Here is a 16,865-nt window from a genome sequence, read left to right as displayed (position 1 = left end):
GTCTGAAGTTCGGAGACTCCTTGCCAATAAACACGGCAAGGAGTCTTTTTTGTTCTCCTCGTCACGGGGCCATGATCTGAAAGGTAAATCCTGAGGAGGCTGAACGCATGAGCACAGAGACACATGTCATTATGGATGAAACCGCGATCCGCCGCGCATTAACACGGATTGCCCATGAGATTTTGGAAAAAAACAAAGGCATTGAAGGCTGTGTACTGATCGGTATTCGAACACGGGGTGTATACCTCGCTGAACGGATTGCCGCCAAGATTGAAGAAATCGAAGGTACACCGATCCCTTGGGGAGAGCTCGATGTGACCCCTTATCGCGATGATCGCTTGGATGAAAATAAAGCGAATCGCAAGGAACTGTTGACGATGACCCCTGAATCACTTTCGATTCATAACAAAAAAGTGATTTTGTTCGATGATGTGCTCTATACCGGACGGACGATTCGCGCAGCGATGGATGCCCTGATGGACTGTGGAAGACCACAGAACATTCAGCTGGCAGTTCTCGCGGATCGTGGACACCGGGAACTTCCGATTCGACCTGATTTTATCGGCAAGAATGTACCAACTTCCAAATCAGAGGAGATCGAGGTTGCACTCATCGAAACGGACGGAACGGACGAGGTCAAAATCATTCAGAACCGGGGGGAACAGGCATGATGATTACACAACCTGCATTGAAGGACCGGAGCTTGCTTGGCCTTAAGGAACTTAGTCGCAATGAGATCGAATCCATTCTGAACAGAGCAGCACACTGGGAAGCGCAGAAGGAGAAACTGGTTCCAGTACTGGAATCGCACTTTGTAGCCAACATGTTCTTCGAGAACAGCACGCGAACTCGCTTCTCGTTTGAGATGGCTGAGAAACGTCTGGGTGCACAAGTGTTGAACTTCACGGCCGCTGCATCAAGCGTGGAGAAAGGTGAATCCATCTATGATACGGTACGCACGCTGGAGTCCATGGGCATTGACGCTGGGGTGATTCGGTTGAAACCATCAGGTGTTTTACAACAACTGGCTCAGAAAGTAAATGTTCCACTGGTGAATGCCGGAGATGGGAATAACGAGCATCCCACACAAGCGCTGCTGGATCTCTACACGATGCGGAAGGCATTTGGTGAACTGAAAGGTTTGCGTGTGTCGATCATCGGAGACATCCTGCACAGCCGGGTAGCACGCTCCAATCTGTGGGCACTGCAAAAGTTTGGTGCGGATGTGCGCTTCTGCGCGCCGCAAACGATGCAGGCACCGGAGCTCGCAGAACACGCGCCTTATGTTGGTCTGGAAGAAGCACTCGATGCGGATGTAGTCATGATGCTAAGAGTTCAACTGGAACGTCATAAACACGGCCTGATTACTTCGGCTGAGGATTATCGCGAACACTACGGATTGACGGAAGAACGGGCGTCACGCCTGAAACCAAGCACAATTATCATGCACCCTGCTCCTGTGAACCGCAATGTCGAGGTAGATGACGCGGTAGTGGAGAGCGCAGCATCGCGGATCTTCCCGCAGATGGCTAACGGTGTTCCAATCCGCATGGCGGTCATGGAACGCGCGATGAAACTGTAACAGGGTCTGGCTGTGGGTCATAGGCTGACGGGACGGAAGTTCTTATAGAGCAATGAGAGCGTACACGATAAAAATCATCCGGCTTGTCTGGCAAGTCGGACAGAATCGAAGCGGAGGGCAATTATGCTACAGATTATAAAAAACGCGAACATCTTGAATCAACAAGGGGAACTTGAACGGAAAACGATCATTATAGATGAAGGAAAAATTCAAAAGATCGCTGGAGTGGAAGATGAAGCGGTACTGACAGCAGAGCAATCAGCGCATAACGTCACCGATGCTTCAGGCAAACTGGTTATCCCCGGTTTGATTGATATGCACGTGCATCTGCGTGAACCTGGATTTGAGCATAAAGAGACGATCGAAACAGGTGCCCGTTCAGCAGCGCAAGGCGGTTTTACAACGATTGCCTGCATGCCGAACACGAGACCGGTAACCGACAATGCGGATGTCGTTAAGTTGGTTTTGGATAAAGCCAAAGAAGCCGACCTGGTTAAAGTGCTGCCTTATGCAGCTATTACGAAAAACGAGCTTGGACGTGAACTTACGGATTTTGCCGCATTGAAAGAAGCGGGCGCGATTGGATTCACGGATGATGGTGTAGGCGTACAAAACGCTCAAATGATGAAAGATGCCATGAGCCTTGCAGCAAGCATGAATATGCCAGTCATCGCTCACTGCGAAGACGACTCATTGGTAGTCGGTGGATATGTGACCGAAGGCGAGTTTTCGAAGCGTCACGGTATCAAAGGTATCCCAAATGAATCCGAGGCTATCCACGTAGGCCGTGATATCCTGCTTGCAGAAGCAACGGGAGTTCACTACCACGTCTGCCACGTAAGTACAGAGCAGTCGGTTCGCCTGATTCGCCTGGCGAAGTCCATCGGCATTAAAGTCACTGCTGAGGTATGTCCGCACCATCTGGTATTGTCCGATGAAGATATCCCGGGCATGGATGCCAACTGGAAGATGAACCCGCCTCTTCGCTCACCACGCGATGTGCAGGCTTGTATCGAAGGTTTGCTGGACGGAACGCTGGACATGATCGTTACGGACCACGCGCCGCACAGCGAAGAAGAGAAGGCAAAAGGCATGGAGCTGGCACCGTTCGGTATCGTCGGATTCGAAACAGCCTTCCCGCTGTTGTACACGAAGTTTGTGGAAACAGGGCTCTGGAGCCTAGACTTCCTCGTCAAACGCATGACAGCTGACCCGGCACGGGTATTCCGACTGGATACTGGTAAGCTGGAAGAGGGAGCACCTGCGGACATCACCATGATTGATCTGAATCAGGAACAAGTGGTTGATCCGGCAGCTTTTGCTACCAAAGGAAGAAACACGCCATTCACAGGCTGGAAGCTGAAAGGCTGGCCGGTACAGACATGGGTGGACGGCAAAAGCGTGTGGAACAACACGGTCCAACAATAAATCAGTACTTAGTAAATCAATAAACTTTACATCTTTAATTCTTAATAACTCTTAATAACTCTTAATCTACAACCTATACACCATTAACATCTTTACAACTAACTCAAGGCAGACCATGCCGAGAGTTCAATATACGAAACAAAGAAAAGTTGAATAATGCTTTTGAACATGGACACCAACGTAACTGCGGAGTGGGCAGAAAGAACCCGAAGAAGCAAAGCGTTCGCCTTTATCACCGGATTACACCATTTGAAGGATGGGATCAAAGTAATCCGGGGATAACAGCGATCAAAGGGTTTTCTGCCCACGGAGCCGCACAAAACGTAACGTTTCCCATGTTCAACTCAAAGTATTCAACGTTGATAAACACAGAGGAGTGAAATGGGATGCAGGCACAGGCAAGATTATTGTTGGAAGACGGCACACTGTTCACCGGGAAAGCATTCGGTGCTGAAGGTGAAACAACAGGTGAGGTCGTTTTTAATACGGGAATTACAGGCTATCAAGAAGTGCTTTCGGATCCTTCTTATTGCGGTCAAATCGTAACCATGACGTATCCACTGATTGGTAACTACGGTATTACGCGTGACGACTTCGAGTCGATTCGTCCGTTCGTACACGGTTTTGTGGTACGCCGTCATGAGCCAACGCCAAGCAACTGGCGTGCGGAATACAGCGTAGACGATTTGCTTAAAGAGTATGGCATCGTAGGGATCAGTGAAATTGATACACGGATGCTGACTCGCCGGATTCGTCACCACGGCACAATGAAAGGAATTCTCACAACAGGATCGAAACCTGTGGAAGAGTTGCTGGAGATGATGGAAGACACCAGCATCGCTGAACTGCGTAACCAGGTTCCTATGACTTCTACTCAACATGTCTACAACAGCCCAGGAACGGCTGAACGCATTGTATTGGTTGACTACGGTGCAAAAACAGGGATTTTGCGTGAACTTAGCAAACGCAACTGTGACGTTGTCGTAGTTCCTCATGATGTAACAGCGGACGAAATCCGCCGCATGAACCCGGATGGCATTCAGCTGTCCAACGGCCCTGGGGACCCGAAAGACGTTCCTCACGCGGTTAAAATGATCAGTGAACTGCTCGGTGAATATCCGATCTTCGGAATCTGCCTGGGTCACCAACTGTTCGCACTGGCGGCAGGAGCCGATACAGAGAAACTCAAGTTTGGTCACCGCGGCGGAAACCACCCGGTTAAAGAACTGGAGAGCGGACGTTGCTTCATCACATCTCAGAACCACGGTTACACCGTAAACGAAGAATCCGTGAAAAATACGGAGCTTGAAGTGACACATATTAACAATAACGATAAGACCATTGAAGGTCTGAAACATAAAACATTCCCGGCGTTTTCCGTTCAGTACCACCCGGAAGCAGCGCCAGGACCTTATGATAACAACTATCTGTTCGACCGCTTTATCGAGATGATTCGGGAGCACAAGATTACTCACCCGCAACAGCCGCGTCAAGCCGTATTGGCAGCCGCAGTGAAAGGAGCACAATAACATGCCGATTAACAAAGATCTCAAAAAAATCCTGGTGATTGGTTCAGGTCCAATCGTCATCGGTCAAGCGGCCGAGTTCGACTATGCCGGTACACAAGCATGCCAGGCACTGAAAGAAGAAGGCGTGGAAGTTGTACTCATCAACAGCAACCCGGCTACGATTATGACGGATACCAACATGGCTGACAAAGTATACATTGAGCCCATTACACTGGATTTCGTAACGCAAATTATTCGTCAGGAACGTCCAGACGGTTTGCTGCCAACTCTTGGTGGTCAAACGGGTCTGAACATGGCGGTGGAACTGGCACGTGCCGGCGTCCTTGAACGTGAGAATGTCAAATTGCTCGGAACACAGCTCACATCCATTGAGAAAGCGGAAGACCGTGATCTGTTCCGTGATCTGATGCGTGAACTGGAACAGCCTGTACCTGAGAGTGTAATTGTAACAACACTTGAGGAATCACTTGATTTTGCCAATGAGATTGGTTATCCAATCATCGTTCGTCCGGCCTACACGCTTGGCGGAACAGGCGGCGGGATCTGTGCCAACGAAGAAGAACTGCGCGAGACAGTTGTAGCAGGTATTCGTTATAGCCCGATCGGTCAATGTTTGGTTGAGAAGAGTATCGCAGGTATGAAAGAAGTCGAGTATGAGGTTATGCGGGACAAAAACGATAACTGTATCGTCGTCTGCAACATGGAAAACTTTGACCCGGTAGGTGTTCATACAGGTGACAGTATCGTTGTGGCACCAAGCCAAACGCTGTCTGACCGTGAATATCAAATGCTGCGCTCAGCTTCCCTGAAAATCATCCGTGCCCTCAACATCGAAGGTGGATGTAACGTACAGTTTGCACTTGATCCGCACAGCTTCCAATACTATGTTATCGAAGTTAACCCACGGGTAAGCCGCTCTTCGGCACTGGCTTCCAAAGCAACGGGTTATCCGATTGCCAAGATGGCTGCCAAAATTGCCATGGGTTACACACTGGACGAAATCGTGAACCCGGTAACGGGCCAAACATATGCATGCTTTGAGCCAACACTGGACTATATCGTGAGCAAAATCCCACGCTGGCCGTTCGACAAGTTTATCTCGGCGAACCGCAAACTGGGTACACAGATGAAAGCGACAGGCGAAGTTATGGCGATTGGCCGGACATTCGAAGAGTCGATTCACAAAGCGGTTCGTTCCCTGGAAATCGGCGTACACCGTCTGTATCTGAAAGATGCGGAAACACTTGATGAAGAAACGCTGAACGAGCGTCTGGTCAAAGCCGACGATGAGCGTATCTTCCTCATCGCTGAAGCCTTCCGCAGAGGTTATACATTACAACAGCTTCAGGATCTGACGAAAATTGATTGGTGGTTCCTGGATAAACTTGAAGGGCTGGTCGGCTTCGAAGATCGCATTCGAGAGGAATCCGAATTGTCTTCCGAAACCTTGTATCAAGCGAAGCGTCTGGGCTTCACTGACCGTGCCATTGCTGAATTGCGTGCTGAAGGGCAACCAGGAGGTACGTTGACAAAAGAAGCTGAAGTCAGAGCACGCCGTGAAGAGGAAAACCTTCGCCCAGTCTACAAAATGGTAGATACGTGCGCAGCTGAATTTGAAGCAACAACGCCATATTACTACTCCACTTACGAAACTGAGAATGAAGTCATTCCTTCAGATAAGAAAAAAGTCGTCGTTCTTGGTTCCGGTCCAATCCGGATCGGTCAAGGGATTGAGTTCGACTACTCGACAGTACACGCAGTATGGGCTCTGCAAAAAGCAGGCTATGAAGCAGTTATCATCAATAATAACCCGGAGACGGTGTCTACGGACTTTAATACATCGGATCGCTTGTACTTTGAACCCCTGTTCTTCGAAGATGTAATGAACGTTATCGAACAGGAACAGCCTGTAGGTGTAATCGTACAGTTTGGTGGTCAAACGGCAATTAACCTGGCAGCACCACTGCGTGCCGCTGGGGTGACGATTCTCGGAACAGATCTGGAAAACATTGACGAGGCGGAAGATCGTAAGAAGTTTGAGCGTCTGCTCTCCCGTCTGGAAATTGCACAACCAAAAGGTAAAACAGTTATTTCGGTAGACGATGCGGTCGAAACGGCTCAAAGCCTGGGTTATCCGGTACTGGTTCGTCCTTCCTACGTACTCGGCGGTCGTGCGATGGAGATTGTATACTCCGATGCCGAATTGCTGACATACATGGAACAGGCGGTTAAAATCAATCCAGAGCATCCGGTCCTGATTGACCGCTACATGATGGGTAAAGAGGTTGAGGTTGACGCGATCTGTGATGGTGAAACGGTATTGATTCCAGGAATCATGGAGCATATCGAGCGCGCAGGGGTTCACTCTGGTGACTCAATCGCGGTATATCCGCCACAGCACCTGTCCCAGGATCTGAAAGAGAAAATTGTAGAGATTACAATCAAGATTGCAAAAGAATTGAAAACGATCGGTTTGGTGAATATCCAGTTTGTTATCCATGATGGCCAAGTGTACATCATCGAGGTGAACCCGCGTTCATCCCGTACAGTTCCTTTCCTGAGCAAAGTAACCAACATCCCGATGGCGAACCTGGCAACACAAGCCATTCTGGGCGTGAAGCTGAAAGACCTCGGTTATGTAGACGGTCTGTGGCCTGAGTCGGATCATGTTTCGGTAAAAGTTCCGGTCTTCTCCTTCGCGAAGCTGCGTCGTGTGGAGCCAACGCTTGGACCTGAGATGAAATCCACAGGTGAGGTTATGGGGCGTGACCCGAATTACGCCAAAGCGTTGTTCAAAGGTCTCATCGGTGCAGGCATGAAGATCCCGGCCACCGGAGCAATCGTGGTAACGGTAGCGGATAAAGACAAAGAGGAAGCTGTTCCACTGCTTGAAGGTTTCTATAGACTGGGATACAAAATCATGGCTACTGGAGGCACGGCGGCTGCGCTCGAAGCAGCGAACATTCCGGTGACGACGGTGAACAAATTAAGTGAAGGTTCACCAAACATTCTCGATATGATTCGCAGCGGCGAAGCAAACTTTGTGTTCAACACGCTAACTAAAGGCAAAACCCCGCAGCGTGACGGATTCCGTATTCGTCGTGAGGCGGTAGAGAACGGCATTGTATGTATGACTTCACTGGATACGATCCGTGCCTTGTTGATCATGCTGCAAACGATCAACTTCTCCTCTGAGGCTATGCCAGCTCTTGTAAAATAAATAAGACGATTTGTCACTGATCAAGGACATCAGTCAGCCTTCGGGCTGGCGGGATGTCCTTTATATCGGGCAAAAACGGAAAAATGAAGCTTTTGGAAGGAGCGCTGGTAAATGAATCACCCGAATTTCAACGAAATGGCTGGCCGTCTGATGGTGGCACTCGATTATCCCGGAGCGGAGCAGGCACAGGAATTGGTAGAGGCCCTCGAAGGCATTCCCTGTTATCTGAAGGTGGGCATGCAGCTTTTTTACGCCGCTGGCCCGGACTTCATTCGGGAATTAAAGTCGAAGGGATACTCGGTATTCCTTGATGTGAAGATGCATGATATTCCAAACACGGTTCGTGGGGGTGCTGAAAGCATAACTCGTCTGGGTGTGGATATGTTCAATGTGCATGCAGCTGGAGGTACAAGCATGATGCGTGCTGCCCGTGAAGGGGCAGAGGCGGCTCTGGCTGCTGATCCATCCCTACGTAAACCTGAGATTATTGCAGTTACCCAGCTGACCAGTACCAGTCAGGAAACGATGAATACCGAGATCGGCATCCAGGGAAGTGTTGAGGCAGCGGTAGTCCGTTATGCTGGACTGGCCCATGAGGCAGGTCTTGATGGTGTTGTTGCTTCCCCGCTGGAAGTACCTGCGATCCGCGCAGCCTGTGGCAGTGATTTTCATACGGTCACACCAGGCATTCGTCCAGCAGGAAGTGGCCTGGGAGACCAGACTCGTGTCCTGACGCCGGGTGAAGCCATTGCCAGAGGCAGTCATTACATCGTTGTAGGCAGACCAATTACGGGCGCTCCCCATCCGCGTGAAGCGGCAGAAACCATTTTGAAGGAGATGTTGAATGCATGATCGAACTTACTGAGATTCCTAACCATATTGCTTCCCAACTGTTAAAAATTAAAGCGGTGGCGCTGCGTCCGCAGCAGCCATTCACCTGGACATCCGGCATCAAATCACCAATCTATTGTGATAACCGCTTAACGATGTCTTATCCCGAGATTCGCAACGACATCGCTGAAGCCTTTGCTGCGATCATTCGTGCTCAATATCCCGATGCAGAAGTCATCGCAGGTACTGCAACCGCAGGTATCCCGCATGCTGCCTGGGTTGCGCAAAAGCTGAATCTGCCGATGGCTTACATTCGTGATAAAGCCAAAGGACATGGCAAAGAGAACCTGATTGAGGGTCTGATCACCGAGGGACAAAAGGTTGTTGTTATTGAAGACCTGATCTCGACAGGGGGCAGTTCAATCAAAGCGGCAGAAGCGGTACGTGTAGCCGGGGCGACTCCCCTTGCAGTATTGGCCATTTTCAGCTATCAGCTGGACAAAGGCATTAAGGCTTTTGAAGAAGCGGGAATTCCGCTGCAAACCCTGTCCAATTACACTGCTTTGATGGATGTGGCGTTGGCTGAGGGCACGATCCAGGAGAGTGATTTTGAACTGCTCAAATCCTGGCGTGAAGATCCTTCTTCATTTGGAAAATAATATCATTCACAGTGGATTGAACGGTTTGCTTGTGAACGGTATCAAAATTGTAATGATTGCCGCCATAGAGGCAAATTCATCGAATATTCAAGAGGCATCCCGCACTTCGGGGTGCTTTTTTGGTTTGTTCATCAAAATATTAACTTTTTCACGGGAACGTTGTAAAAAGCTTGTAACTTTTAGTTGTGATCCGTCGTTTATAATGCAGTGTAGTATGGAATAGATTTCTATTTTTAGTGTCTTGATGAAGTAAACGGGATATGAAGAAAGGATGAGCGTGATTGCTGGCATGAAGAAGTTATTTTCCAAAATCAGACCTGCCAAGAGCCAGTCAGGCGAGGACAGTGCAGTCGAACCAACGGAGCAGCAGGAACCCGTTGGGCAGGAGGAATCGGCATACATAAGTGAACCACAGAACCCATCCATCGACTCGCACGACATAACCAGTGACACAAGCCAGGAGGAGGTTGCGGTTGCAGCAGCTGAACCTGAAGTGAACTCCCAGCCTTCCAAGAAGGATCTATTGCCTCCATATGATGGGCCCGTGCTGGAGGTTCGCAATGTTCATCGCAGCTTTCAGACGGGAAGCCGCATTATTCATGTGCTCAAAGGCATTGATATGGAAGTGAACCCGCAACAGCTGGTGATGTTGAAAGGGCGATCAGGCTCAGGGAAAACCACGCTGCTCAATATGCTGGGCGGGCTGGATCAGCCTTCAAGTGGAGACATCCTGTTCTCCGGCCAGCCTCTTCAGGATTGGGGAGACCGGCGGCGGACCGCTTTGCGACGCAGGGAAATTGGTTTTATTTTTCAGGCGTATGCGTTGATGCCCTTGTTGTCTGCCTGGGAAAATGTAGAGCTGTCGCTGCGTATGGCGGACGTGCCGCGTTCAGAATGGAAGGACCGGGTAGGTCATTGTCTGGATCTGGTTGGACTAACCAAACGGGTCAAGCACCGTCCATTCGAGATGTCCGGGGGAGAACAGCAGCGGGTTGCTATCGCCAAGGCGATAGCCCACAGACCGAGATTATTACTCGCGGATGAGCCGACAGCTGAACTCGATTCCAAAATGGGAGCACAGGTGATGGCTGTATTTCGCAATATTATCGAAGTTGAACAAGTAACGATCTGTATGACTACACACGATCCTACGATTTTGGAGGTTGCGGACCATGTTTATGAAATGGCGGACGGCAGATTTATCAAGTAAAGGGGCCGCTCCGAAGAGGGGGAAACGCGCAGCGCTTATTGTGCTTAGTGCGATAGTGGCTGCAACGATGTCCGGCTGCTCATTGCTGCCGGCAGAAACAGAGGAAGAAGTGCTTCCGCCAATTACACCGCCAACGATCTCCAAGAAGCCGGAATATGAAGTTCGGACGGAGACGCTGGAGAAGAAAGTAAGCGGAAGTGGCAAGATGATGAGCCAGCGGGAAGAAAAGGTATATTTTACGCTGGACGGTATGCATGTCAAAGAGTTGAATGTAAAACCAGGGGATAAAGTGAAGAAAGGTCAACTTCTCGCAGTTCTTGATGTAGAGAGTGTGGAGAAGGAGATCCGGGCCAAAAACCTGCAGATTCGCAAATCGGAAGTCCAGATGAAGGAAACGCTTCGCAAGCGGGATGAGATGGACCCGGTGGAGTTCGAAGAGTCCACGATTGCCTTTGAAGAACTTCGTCAGGAACTGGCTGATCTGGAGGATCAATTGGGTAAAGCCACTTTGACCGCTCCGTTCGGCGGAACGATTATTGCGGTGCAGGTGGAGAAAGGTGCGGCTGTCAAAGCCTATGACCCGATTGCAACCATAGCAGATACATCCAATCTGGTTGTCGCAGCTACGTTTGCCAAAGAAGATCTGGAAAAGTTCTCGGCTGGCATGAAGGCGGATGTGGACATTAATGGTGCAGGCAAAGTGGCTGGCAAAGTTAAAGTTATGCCTGTTGCCCAAGCATCGGGAAGCGGAAATGGTAGCGGCAGCGGCGGAGGTTCGGGAGAAGGCGGAACGCCTCCGGCGAAAGAAAGCCTGGATCAATATGTTATTGTTTCGCTGGCAAAAATGCCCAAGGGTGTTGAACGCGGTACACCTCTAACAGTATCCATTGTCACCCAACGTACAGAGAACGCGATTGTTATTCCTGTATCCGCTTTGCGCTCCATCGGTTCAAGAACGTATGTGCAAGTGGTGGAGAGTGATGGAAGCAAGCGTGAAGTGGACGTGGAAGTCGGACAGCAGACATCTACGGATGTGGAAATTCTAAAAGGTCTGACTGTTGGACAGAAAGTAGTGGGCCGCTAATGGGGCTGCCATTGCTTCGACTGCTGTTCCGCAAAATGTGGAACACTCGCTGGATGACGTTCAGCACACTGATCGGACTAATTGTGGCGGTTGCGTTCACCGTTAGTATTCCAATGTATGCCGATGGTGCGCTGAAGCGGGTCGTGGCCCAGACACTGCAGGATAACAGTGAGGGACTGCCAGCCGGTTCGTTGCTCATGAGTTATCAGGCACCTGGTGGTGTGAAGACTGACACACGTGGTCTGGAAGAGGTGGATCGCTATATTCGCGAGGATGTGCCTCGTGACATCGGTTTTCCTTTTCATACGTATGTGAACTCCCGTTCCATCCGCAGCACGGAAGTGAACCCGGAAGATCCTACTAAAGTGGATGCAAGCCGGGTCCGCAGCATGAGCCTGGGCACGATGACAGGTTTGGATGTACAGGTTAATTATTCTGCGGGAGTGAAGCCGGGCAACCAGGTCAAGGACGATATTATTGAAGCGGTCATGCTGGAAGAGGGCATGTATCGTAACGATCTTCATATCGGAGATGTGCTGGAATATCCGATTTACAGCGGTCTTGATATTACGTTGCGTGTGAAGATTATAGGTTCTTTCAAAGCGGATGATCCTAGCAGCCCTTACTGGGTGCAGGGATTTGACGGTATGATGAACGGACTTTATGTAGATGAATCGGTATTTAATGATGTTTTAATAAAGGAAAAAGGGATCCCTCTTCAGAATTCACGTTGGTATTATGCCTTTGATCTGAAAGAGATTCAAACGAGCCAGCTCTCGGGACTGACCTCTGTGCTGGAAAGGCTGGATATTGACCTGTACCAGCGGTTGAAAGATACGAAAGTGGACATCACCTTCGGGGATCTGCTGAAGCAATTCCGCAGTCAGAGTCTGCAATTGCAGACCATGCTGTTCACACTGGCAGCACCGATGATTGCGATGGTCTTTTATTTTATAGCCATGAATGCCAGACAGTCGTTGCAGAAGCAGGAAAGTGACATCGCGGTTCTGCGCAGTCGCGGAGCTTCTGCCCGGCAGATCTTCTCTCTTTATCTGCTTGAAGGTATATTCCTGGGCGCGATTGCTCTTGTCATCGGACCGTTTCTTGGATGGTTTATGGCGAAAAGCATCGGTTCAGCCAGCGGATTCCTGTCGTTCGTGGATCGAAAATCCATCCCGATTGGAATATCGAAAGAAGCGATCTTGCTTGGTCTTATCGCCGTGTTGGTGGCTATCATAGCCTCGCTTATTCCGGCAATAACCTATGCGCGGGCGACGATTGTATCGGCCAAACGCCGACAGGCCCGTACGGATCGTGCGCCGGTATGGCAGCGCTGGTTCCTGGATATTGCGTTGCTGGGGCTTGCGGGGTATGGATATTACTTGTTCTATGAACGGCAAATGTTGACGTTCCAGACCGGAATGACGACTGATCAGCTTCAGGTACAGCCGTTTTTGTTCTTTGTTCCGGCACTCGCCATCTTTGCACTGGGACTGTTTTTCTTACGGTTGTTCCCGTGGATTTTGAAGCTCATTCAGCTGATCGGGCGCAAGTTTCTCCCGGTTCCATTGTATCTGACACTCACACAGCTTTCGCGTTCATCGTCTTCTTACTATCCTTTGATGATTCTGCTTGTATTGACACTCGGACTTGGTGTGTATAACTCGGCAGCGGCTCGTACCATTGATCTGAACTCGACCGAGCGTACGTTATACCGATATGGTTCCGATGTTATTATGCAGACCGTATGGGAAGGTACACCTGAGGTTAAGCCAACGGGTTCCGGACAAAGCGGCGGTTCAGGCGGAGGACAGCAAGGTGGAGGAAACGGTAGTGGTGGTTCTGGAGGCGGAGGAAATGGCGGCGGAGGTGGATCAGGTGGGGGTGGTGGTTCACAACCCACGAAGATGATCTATTCTGAGCCACCTTTTGAAGTGTTCCGCAGCTTGAATGGGGTAGAACATGCAGCGAGAGTGCTGCAAACGAAAGGCAATATTATTGTCTCTGGCAAATCGGGTGGACAGGGAATGCTGGTGGGGATCGACAATGTGGATTTTGCTCAAGTGGCTTGGTTCCGCAACGATCTGTTCCCGGCACATCCTTACAAGTACCTCGACTTGCTTGGAAAATATGAAGGGGCCGTATTAATCTCTTCCAAATTTGCAGACAAATTCAAGCTCAAAACCGGAGACCTCGTCTCCATTGGTGTACAGGGTCAGGCCATTGAATTTGTAGTTTTTGGCATTATCCCTTACTGGCCAGCTCAGTACCCGGATCAAATGCCGTTCTTCATTGCCAATCTGGATTACATCTATGATCAGGTGCCTCTGATTCCATATGAGGTCTGGCTGAAGATGAAGCCGGATGCCAAAGTCGCTCCGTTGATGGAGAAGCTTGCAGCAGAAGGCATTGAGTTATCGTCAGTACGTGATGTGCGTACAGAGCTGGTATCCCAGGGCAAACATCCGTCAAGGGGCGGAGTGTTCGGCATACTGAGTCTCGGATTCTTAGTGTCGGTCATTATTTCCCTGATCGGATATATCCTGTATTGGTTCTTCAATCTATCCGGGCGTGTAGTACAGTTCGGTGTTCTGCGGGCGATGGGGTTATCCCGGGCGCAATTGAGCGGCATGCTGCTGCTGGAGCAGGTGTTCACGGCGGGACTTTCGATCATTCTCGGTATTGGCATTGGTCAGGTATCCAGTCGTCTGTTCCTGCCCTTCCTGCAAACGACAGATAATGTGTCCGCACAGGTACCTCCGTTCCGAATTGTATTTGAAGAGAAAGACATGCTGCAGCTGTATGGCGTGACCGTGGTCATGCTGATCATTGGAGCGACAATGCTGCTGTGGCAAATCCGCAGGCTGCGGGTTCACCAGGCAGTCAAAATGGGAGAGGAGAGGTAACGTGATCCAGTGCGAAGGACTTGTCAAAATTTTTAAATCCAGCGATGTGGAAGTCGTTGCCCTTCAAGGTCTCAATCTGACTGTCAATCAAGGTGAAATGATGGCGATTATCGGCAACAGCGGTAGTGGTAAGTCAACCTTGCTCAACATTCTGGGAGGACTTGACCGTCCAACAGCCGGTACGGCCGTTGTCGGAGATTGGGATTTGCTGAAAATGACAGATGCCCAATTGGTGGAGTACAAACGTCATACCGTAGGCTTCATTTGGCAAAATAACGGTCGTAACCTGCTTCCATACCTCACAGCATTGGAGAATGTGGAAACACCCATGATTTTGGGAGGCAAGCGAGATCGAGCCTATGCCATGCAGCTGTTGGAATGGGTTGGACTGAAGGACCGAATGCACAACAAGCTGCATCAATTGTCCGGTGGGGAGCAGCAGCGGGTGGCGATTGCCATTTCTTTATCGAATCGCCCCAAGCTGCTGCTTGCGGATGAGCCGACAGGTTCGGTGGATTCGGAGACCTGTGATACCATCATGGGCATTTTCCGCAAGATGAACAAGGAGCTTGGGGTTACGATTGTGATTGTTACTCATGATCTAACCCTTGCTGGTAAGGTGGATCGAATCGTGGCGATTCGGGACGGCTTAACCAGCACCGAGTTCGTGAAACGCAATCCGAATCTGGATGACGAGCATGGCTTGTCTGAGGCAGGAGCCGCGGATATTCATGAAGCTTTTGTCATCATTGATCGGGCGGGACGACTTCAGGTGCCCAAGGAGTATCTGGAGGCGCTGTCCATTGATAATCGTGCCACATTGGAATTTGACGGTGAACGTATTGTCATTACACCGCCAAGATAATTTTAGAGGGGGAATTGGGAGATGAAGAACAGGTTTTGGGGAAAACGAGTGCTGGCCGTGCTGGCTACAGCCAGTCTGGCACTGCCGCTGCTTGCGGGTTGTACAGGAAGTGAGTCCAAGGAAAACGAGCAGCGTGTGCTGCGTGTAGCAACGATGTGGGGGGGCCAGGATGACAGCTATTTCCGCCAGCAGTTTACCGATGCTTTTGAATTGACACATCCGAATATCACGATTGAAGTTGTACCTGCGGTAGACCAGGGCAGCATGTACGGATATGGTACTCAGGAAGAGCAGAAGGACGTTCCAGATACGATGGAGAGCTTGAAAAAGATTATGACAGGGGATAACCCGGTAGACGTCATCGTGGCGGATATGACGACAATCAAGTCGTTAATTCAGGAAAACATGGTCAAACAACTGGACCCACTGATGCAGGAAGACAAGTTTGATACATCGGATATTGTGCCGAGTGTTCTTGAGGGAATCAAGGATTTGGGAGATCAGAGCATCTACGCTTTGACACCAACGTTCTCCTCTGCAGCGTTATTCTACAACAAGGGCATGTTTGAGAAAGCAGGCGTAGAGCCTCCAACGGACAATATGACTTGGGACGATATTTTCAACCTGGGTACCCGTCTTACGAAGGGCGAAGGCAAAGACCATGTGTTTGGCTTCTCTTTCAGTACCTATCAAGGCGGTTCTCCATACTATACGATGTCGCAGTACTATAACTCTCTGCAGCTGAAAATTTTTGATGACAAAGCAGAAAAAATGACCGTCGATTCTCCGCAGTGGGAGAAAGTGTGGAGTACGATAAGCAAGCTTGCCTTAGATAAAGTCATCCCTAAAGGAGACGAACCGCAGGATCAGGATAACAGCGGACGTTATAATCCAATTCAGGGTGATCTGTTCCTGAGCAGCAAAACAGCGATGGTCATTGGAGATTACAGCTATATTAATCAATTGATTGATGCCAATAAAAATGCGGATAAAATGAAAGACTTTACGAAGGTAGACTGGGATGTTGTCACACCTCCGGTTCATCCGGAAGCTCCTGAAATCGGAGGCAACATTTATCTGAGTAGCCTCATGTCCATTAATAGTTCAGCTCAGAACCCTGATGATGCATGGGAATTGATCAAGTACATGAACAGTGAAGATTGGGCGAAGATCAAAGCACGCAGCAGTTATGAGATGGTTTCCCGGAAGAGCTTCATTAAACCGAAGGATGGCTTGGATTACAACATTCAGGCCTTCTATACGCTGAAACCTGTACCTCCGACCAATACGAACTTGGATAAAATGTATCAAAAAATGCCAAACCTGTGGCAAGTAAGCGACAAGGGCATGGAATACTTCAATCAAGTGCTTGCGAACAAAAAGACACCAAAAGAAGCGCTTGGTGAATGGGCAGCCAAAGGAAATGAAATGCTGGAGAAGTTGAAAAAGGACCCTAAAGCCACGTTTCAATAAGTAAAATGTACCCTATAAGATGGACACTTTAAAAAGGTCATCTTATAGGGTCTTTTTTGTGTACAATGAATAAAAAAC

At 49.6% G+C, this 16,865-nt stretch carries 13 protein-coding genes; all 13 read left to right on the top strand.

What is annotated here, in order from left to right; genetic code table 11:
* Nucleotides 1–107 precede the first annotated feature (107 nt).
* The 13 genes from pyrR to QP794_RS16105 all read left to right on the top strand — a co-directional run bounded on the left by pyrR (nt 108) and on the right by QP794_RS16105 (nt 16,787).
* Nucleotides 108–671, top strand: coding sequence for a bifunctional pyr operon transcriptional regulator/uracil phosphoribosyltransferase PyrR (gene pyrR / locus QP794_RS16165; RefSeq protein ID WP_024631223.1), 564 nt, complete (start codon nt 108–110; stop codon nt 669–671).
* Nucleotides 671–1,582, top strand: coding sequence for an aspartate carbamoyltransferase catalytic subunit (locus QP794_RS16160; RefSeq protein ID WP_285078304.1), 912 nt, complete (start codon nt 671–673; stop codon nt 1,580–1,582). Before pyrR ends, QP794_RS16160 begins: the two co-directional genes overlap by 1 nt.
* A gap of 123 nt (nt 1,583–1,705) precedes the next feature.
* The gene (locus QP794_RS16155) at nt 1,706–3,010 is read left to right on the top strand and encodes a dihydroorotase (RefSeq protein WP_285078062.1); all 1,305 of its coding nucleotides are present in this window, start codon (nt 1,706–1,708) and stop codon (nt 3,008–3,010) included.
* A gap of 156 nt (nt 3,011–3,166) precedes the next feature.
* Nucleotides 3,167–3,292, top strand: a complete 126-nt coding sequence (locus tag QP794_RS16150) for a hypothetical protein (protein WP_285078061.1) — start codon at nt 3,167–3,169, stop codon at nt 3,290–3,292.
* Between the two features lie 104 nt (nt 3,293–3,396).
* Nucleotides 3,397–4,539 (top strand): glutamine-hydrolyzing carbamoyl-phosphate synthase small subunit, encoded by a 1,143-nt coding sequence (gene carA / locus QP794_RS16145; RefSeq protein ID WP_285078060.1) that lies wholly within the window; start codon nt 3,397–3,399, stop codon nt 4,537–4,539.
* A 1-nt stretch (nt 4,540) separates the two neighbouring features.
* On the top strand, nt 4,541–7,759 hold the full coding sequence (gene carB / locus QP794_RS16140; RefSeq protein ID WP_285078058.1) for a carbamoyl-phosphate synthase large subunit: 3,219 nt from the start codon (nt 4,541–4,543) through the stop codon (nt 7,757–7,759).
* A 111-nt stretch (nt 7,760–7,870) separates the two neighbouring features.
* On the top strand, nt 7,871–8,611 hold the full coding sequence (pyrF, locus tag QP794_RS16135; RefSeq protein ID WP_285078057.1) for an orotidine-5'-phosphate decarboxylase: 741 nt from the start codon (nt 7,871–7,873) through the stop codon (nt 8,609–8,611).
* Complete coding sequence (gene pyrE, locus QP794_RS16130; protein ID WP_094939307.1) at nt 8,608–9,249, top strand: orotate phosphoribosyltransferase; 642 nt, start codon at nt 8,608–8,610, stop codon at nt 9,247–9,249. The genes pyrF and pyrE overlap by 4 nt, the downstream gene beginning before the upstream one ends.
* Before the next feature lie 289 nt (nt 9,250–9,538).
* Nucleotides 9,539–10,459: an ABC transporter ATP-binding protein gene (locus QP794_RS16125; RefSeq protein ID WP_285078056.1), complete on the top strand. Its 921-nt coding sequence runs from the start codon at nt 9,539–9,541 to the stop codon at nt 10,457–10,459.
* Entirely contained in the window at nt 10,422–11,543 is a 1,122-nt protein-coding gene (locus QP794_RS16120) for an efflux RND transporter periplasmic adaptor subunit (protein ID WP_285078055.1), read from the top strand. The genes QP794_RS16125 and QP794_RS16120 overlap by 38 nt, the downstream gene beginning before the upstream one ends.
* Nucleotides 11,543–14,449, top strand: a complete 2,907-nt coding sequence (locus tag QP794_RS16115; protein ID WP_285078054.1) for an ABC transporter permease — start codon at nt 11,543–11,545, stop codon at nt 14,447–14,449. The genes QP794_RS16120 and QP794_RS16115 overlap by 1 nt, the downstream gene beginning before the upstream one ends.
* A gap of 1 nt (nt 14,450) precedes the next feature.
* Nucleotides 14,451–15,314, top strand: coding sequence for an ABC transporter ATP-binding protein (locus tag QP794_RS16110; RefSeq protein ID WP_024631213.1), 864 nt, complete (start codon nt 14,451–14,453; stop codon nt 15,312–15,314).
* Nucleotides 15,315–15,335: 21 nt separating this feature from the next.
* Entirely contained in the window at nt 15,336–16,787 is a 1,452-nt protein-coding gene (locus QP794_RS16105; RefSeq protein ID WP_285078051.1) for an ABC transporter substrate-binding protein, read from the top strand.
* Nucleotides 16,788–16,865 lie beyond the last annotated feature (78 nt).

Source organism: Paenibacillus sp. UMB7766-LJ446, from assembly GCF_030226665.1.
Lineage (GTDB): Bacteria > Bacillota > Bacilli > Paenibacillales > Paenibacillaceae > Paenibacillus > Paenibacillus vandeheii.
Note: the sequence above shows the minus strand (reverse complement) of the source record. Positions and strands in the feature narration are given on the sequence as shown.